The organism is Mycobacterium sp., assembly GCF_050701675.1.
Taxonomy (GTDB): Bacteria; Actinomycetota; Actinomycetes; order Mycobacteriales; family Mycobacteriaceae; genus Mycobacterium.
In genome coordinates, this window is record NZ_JBOGDD010000449.1 from 1 (window position 1) to 4,154 (window position 4,154).

Sequence of the window (4,154 nt, forward strand, 5' to 3'; positions counted from 1 at the left end):
GGGTGCTTCCGGCGGCGTCGCGGTGTCGAACGCTCACGGAACGGTCACCGGTGCCGCCGGTGGTGTGCTGCTGCGTCCGTTCGCACGGCTCATCGCCTCGACGGGTGACAGTGTCACCACCTACGGCGAGCCCTGGAACATGAACTAACTCCCTAGTTCACACGTAAACAGCCCCCGGCCACGGCCGGGGGCTGTTTCGCGTTCGGGGTGGGGCGGGCTACTTGTCGCCGCTGGTGTGCTTGGCGGTATCGGGGTTGGGGCCGGTGCCCGGTCCGGCGACGGTTTCGCTGCTTCCGTCCCTCATCAGGTTGCGAATCTCGGTCAGAAGGCCCAGCTCGGTGTCCTGAGCCTGCTCGACCTCGCCCTTCTTCCGCAGCCGGTTGTAGGGCACGACGACCAGGAAGTAGACGACCGCAGCGACCAGGACGAAGTTGATGGCCGCCGAGATCAGGACGTTCAGATCGATGGTCTGACCGCCACCGATGCCGATCTTCAGGATCCCGACGTCGGTGCCGCTCGCGCCGATGCGACTGGTCAGCGGCGTGATGATGCTGTCGGTGAATGTCTTGACGAGAGCGGTGAAAGCGGTGCCGATGACGACCGCGACGGCCAGGTCGACGATGTTGCCTCGGGAGAGGAACTCCTTGAAACCCTTCAGCACGTGAGCTGCCTTTCTCTATGTGGTCTGGCCGTATGCCTGATCCCCCAGGTCGTCAACGTTAGCTGCGCAGGTGCGCTGCGGATGGTTCATTCAGGTGCTAGCTTCTACCGCGTGGCGATGCGGTTGGTCCTGGCGGGTGTGGCTCTGGCGATCGGAATTTCGACTGCCTCGGTGGGCATTGCTGGAGCCGAGCCGTCGAGTCCGGCTCCCGGCCCGACCACCACGTCGAGCGACGACGAGCTGACCGACATGGTGATGGACGCCGTTCAGAACGGCGCCGCCGCACCGAGCATCACCCCGGCGGTCCCGGCGCCGCACTGACCCGTCAGTGGAAGGTCAGGGTGATCGCCTGCGACAGCGAGGCGCCCGCCACGTCATTGGCCGCCGCGACGGGTAGCGCGATCAGCACGACCCCGTCCCGAGCCGTCTCCTTCGTCCTTGGCGAGACCAGAACCACCACTGCGTCGCTGGCCACCACCCGTGGTCCGGAACCGGCCGGCCCAGCGGATCCTGCCGAGTCCGACACGGCGAGCACGTCGACGACGTCGCCGGGACGCACCAGGTCGAGAAGGGCGGCATCGGCGAGATGGACGGGCACGACGCGCGCGTCCGGCCCAACCGACGCGTCGGCGAGCCGTGAGATCAGCACCCGGACGTCGGTGAGAACCTCGCCGCGGCGCGCAGGCCCGGCCAGTGTCGCACCGACGAGCTGGTTTGCGTTGGTCTGAGATCCGTCGGGAAGCGTTGTCGCCAAACGTGATTCGATGCGGAGGTCCGCGACCGCAAGCTCGACGCCAGGGGCCAGGTCCCTGGCCGCCACGACGACGTCAGCACGGCCGTCGGACGGATCGGGACGCAGGGCGGCGACCGCCGCCAACAGCACGAGCGCCCCTGCCGCGACGCGTCTGGCCACGACTGTTCTGGTCCAGTCCGGGCGCAGCCCATGGACGACGCGGGACGGCAGCGATGGATTGAGCGATTCCCCCATGCGGCAACGCTAGGCACGTGTCGCCCGTCGCGGCAGGGGGCAGGCGATCGCCTGTGGATAACTACTAGCTGGAGGCGGCGGCGGGTGAGCTCGACTTGCTCGCAGACCCGGTGCTGGAGCTCGACTTGTCCGAACTGCCCGAGGAGCTCGACGACTTGTCCGACTTCTCGGCCGGCTTCGACTTCTCGGCGGACTTGTCGGACTTCTCCGACGGGGCGCTCGACGACTCGCCATTGGAGCCGTTGATCGTGCTCTTCGAGGTGTCGCGGCTGTCGTTGCGGTAGAAACCGCTGCCCTTGAACACGACGCCAACGGAACCGAACAGCTTGCGCAACCGGCCCGAGCACTGCGGGCACGACGTCAGTGCGTCGTCCGTGAACGCCTGCACCGCGTCGAAATTGTTGTCGCACTCAGTACATGCGTACGAATAGGTCGGCACCAAAACCTCCGAGAAAATGTCGAAACTTGTTAGCACTCTAACGGCTCAAGTGCTAGAACCGCTACGTGGGCCGTGCCATTCCCGCGTCACTGGCGCTAGTCGCGATCATCGTCGCTGTTGCAGTGTGGATGCACGCCCACTCGGCACCCACCCCGCCCCTGCCGCAGACCTCGCAGCAGCCGCCGCACGCGGCCGGGGGCACGCCCCGATACGACCAGGCGAGGGCCGATGCGCGACGACTGCCGGTCAGGGGCTGGGATCTGCACTCCGACTTCGCGCGGTACCGATTCGGCGAGGCCTGGAGCGACGACGTCGACGTCGAGTTCGGACACAACGGCTGCAACACGCGCGACGACATCCTGCGCCGCGATCTGGCCGACCTGGTGGTGCGGCCGGGCACCTGCTTCGCCCAGGGCGGCACGCTGCACGATCCCTACGGCGGGGAGACGATCGCCTTCGTCCGCGGCCCAGACACCTCGAATGCCGTCCAGATCGACCACGTCGTCTCGCTGTCCGACGCTTGGTACAAGGGTGCCCGCGATTGGGACGACCAGCGCCGACGCGACTTCGCGAACGACCCGCGCAACCTCCTCGCCGTCGGGGGAGCGTTCAACTTCGACAAGGCGTTCCGCGACGCCTCGAGCTGGCTGCCGCCCAATCCGGTGTTCCGCTGCGAGTTCGTCGCGCGCCAGGTGGCGGTCAAGACGGCGTACGGATTGTGGGTCTCGGGCAAGGAGACGCAGGCGATGACGGAAGCGCTCACCGGTTGTTAGTGCCCTTCCGCGCGAACGTGGATTACCCCCACGCTCCGCGCCGAATTGCCGTGACGAAAGTCCACGTTCGGCGCGGATCGAGGGGCACGTCAGCCGAGTTCGACAAGGCCCACACCGGGAGTCAGGGCGTGCGTCACCGGTACGTCGTGCGGTTCGCCGGGCAGGTGCTCGAGCAGCTCGTCGTCCCTGACCAACGCGATCAGTCGGGCCGTGGGATCGGCCATGGCCAGCGACCGGTCGTAGAAACCCGCACCCCGGCCGAGGCGGACCCCGGCGCGATCGACGGCCAACGCAGGGACCAGGATCGTCGATGCGGTCCGGATTGCGTCGGCGGGCAGCCAGGGCGCGGCGGGCTCGCGCAGTCCGAAGGGAGCCTCGACGAGCTCGCCTTCGCGGTACTCGCCCCAGCTCAGCGGAAGCGGCGTGCCCGCGTCGTCCTCGCGTGCGACGGGCAGCAGCACCCTTGCGCCCACCCCGACCAGGGCATCGAGCATCGCGGGTGACCCCGGCTCGGAGCCGACGGGCACGTACGCGCAGACGGTGTCACCGGATTTTGCCTGGTCTGCCAGACGTTTGCAGAGCACATCGGTCTCGGCGCGTCGAACGTCGGCGGGCACCGCACGGCGGGCGGACAGGATGGCGGCGCGCAAGTCGGTCTTCGTCGATGGCACGGAGTCCACGATGTCACGGAGATATGCAGGGCATCCCGGGTTGCGGACCGTCAATGCCGTTATGGTGTGAATGATGACGACCCGGGCCCTGGTACCAATTCCACGCACCGCGATCGTTCCGGCTGCGGGCCTCGGAACGCGGTTCCTGCCTGCGACGAAGACGGTACCGAAGGAGTTGCTGCCCGTCGTCGACACCCCTGGCATCGAGCTCGTCGCCGCAGAGGCCGCCGAGGCGGGCGCCGAGCGGCTCATCATCGTCACCTCCGAGGGCAAGGACGGCGTCGTCGCCCACTTCGTCGAGGACCTCGTCCTCGAGGGCACGCTCGAGGCCCGCGGCAAGCAGGTGATGTTGGCGAAGGTGCGCCGCGCGCCGGCTCTGATCAAGGTCGAGTCGGTGGTGCAGAGGGAGCCGCTGGGCCTTGGTCACGCCGTGAGCTGCGTCGAGCCGAGTCTGCTGGACGACGAGGATGCCGTCGCGGTGCTGTTGCCCGACGACCTGGTGCTGCCCACGGGCGTGCTGGAGATCATGTCGAAGGTGCGCGCCAAGCGTGGTGGTTCGGTGTTGTGCGCCATCGAGGTTCCTGCCGACGAGATCAGCGCCTACGGCGTGTTCGACGTCGAG

Annotated in this window: 8 protein-coding genes; 4 read left to right on the top strand and 4 right to left on the bottom strand. The window is 67.7% G+C overall.

All coding sequences use genetic code 11. The features are described 5' to 3' along the window. The coding region (locus ACRDUX_RS13625; protein ID WP_526414566.1) for an MspA family porin at positions 1 to 148 on the top strand (148 nt) is incomplete at its 5' end. 69 nt (positions 149 to 217) lie between these two features. On the opposite strand, the gene mscL is transcribed toward ACRDUX_RS13625, so the two are convergent. Next, a complete protein-coding gene (mscL, locus tag ACRDUX_RS13630) occupies positions 218 to 661 on the bottom strand; it encodes a large-conductance mechanosensitive channel protein MscL (protein ID WP_526414560.1) in 444 nt (147 codons plus the stop codon). Between the two features lie 117 nt (positions 662 to 778). Here mscL and ACRDUX_RS13635 point away from each other — a divergent pair, with 117 nt between their 5' ends. Further along, the gene (locus tag ACRDUX_RS13635; protein WP_526414567.1) at positions 779 to 982 is read left to right on the top strand and encodes a hypothetical protein; all 204 of its coding nucleotides are present in this window, start codon (positions 779 to 781) and stop codon (positions 980 to 982) included. Positions 983 to 986: 4 nt separating this feature from the next. Here ACRDUX_RS13635 and ACRDUX_RS13640 read toward each other — a convergent pair whose 3' ends face one another. After that, positions 987 to 1,649, bottom strand: coding sequence for an SAF domain-containing protein (locus tag ACRDUX_RS13640; protein WP_526414561.1), 663 nt, complete (start codon positions 1,647 to 1,649; stop codon positions 987 to 989). Between the two features lie 64 nt (positions 1,650 to 1,713). Then, a complete protein-coding gene (locus ACRDUX_RS13645; RefSeq protein ID WP_526414562.1) occupies positions 1,714 to 2,088 on the bottom strand; it encodes an FmdB family zinc ribbon protein in 375 nt (124 codons plus the stop codon). Positions 2,089 to 2,153: 65 nt separating this feature from the next. Between ACRDUX_RS13645 and ACRDUX_RS13650 the strand changes: the two genes are divergently transcribed. Beyond that, a complete protein-coding gene (locus ACRDUX_RS13650; protein WP_526414563.1) occupies positions 2,154 to 2,861 on the top strand; it encodes a GmrSD restriction endonuclease domain-containing protein in 708 nt (235 codons plus the stop codon). Between the two features lie 89 nt (positions 2,862 to 2,950). On the opposite strand, the gene ACRDUX_RS13655 is transcribed toward ACRDUX_RS13650, so the two are convergent. After that, complete coding sequence (locus tag ACRDUX_RS13655; RefSeq protein ID WP_526414564.1) at positions 2,951 to 3,532, bottom strand: 5-formyltetrahydrofolate cyclo-ligase; 582 nt, start codon at positions 3,530 to 3,532, stop codon at positions 2,951 to 2,953. A gap of 73 nt (positions 3,533 to 3,605) precedes the next feature. Between ACRDUX_RS13655 and ACRDUX_RS13660 the strand changes: the two genes are divergently transcribed. Then, a partial coding sequence (locus ACRDUX_RS13660) for a sugar phosphate nucleotidyltransferase (RefSeq protein ID WP_526414565.1) occupies positions 3,606 to 4,154 on the top strand: 549 nt, incomplete at its 3' end.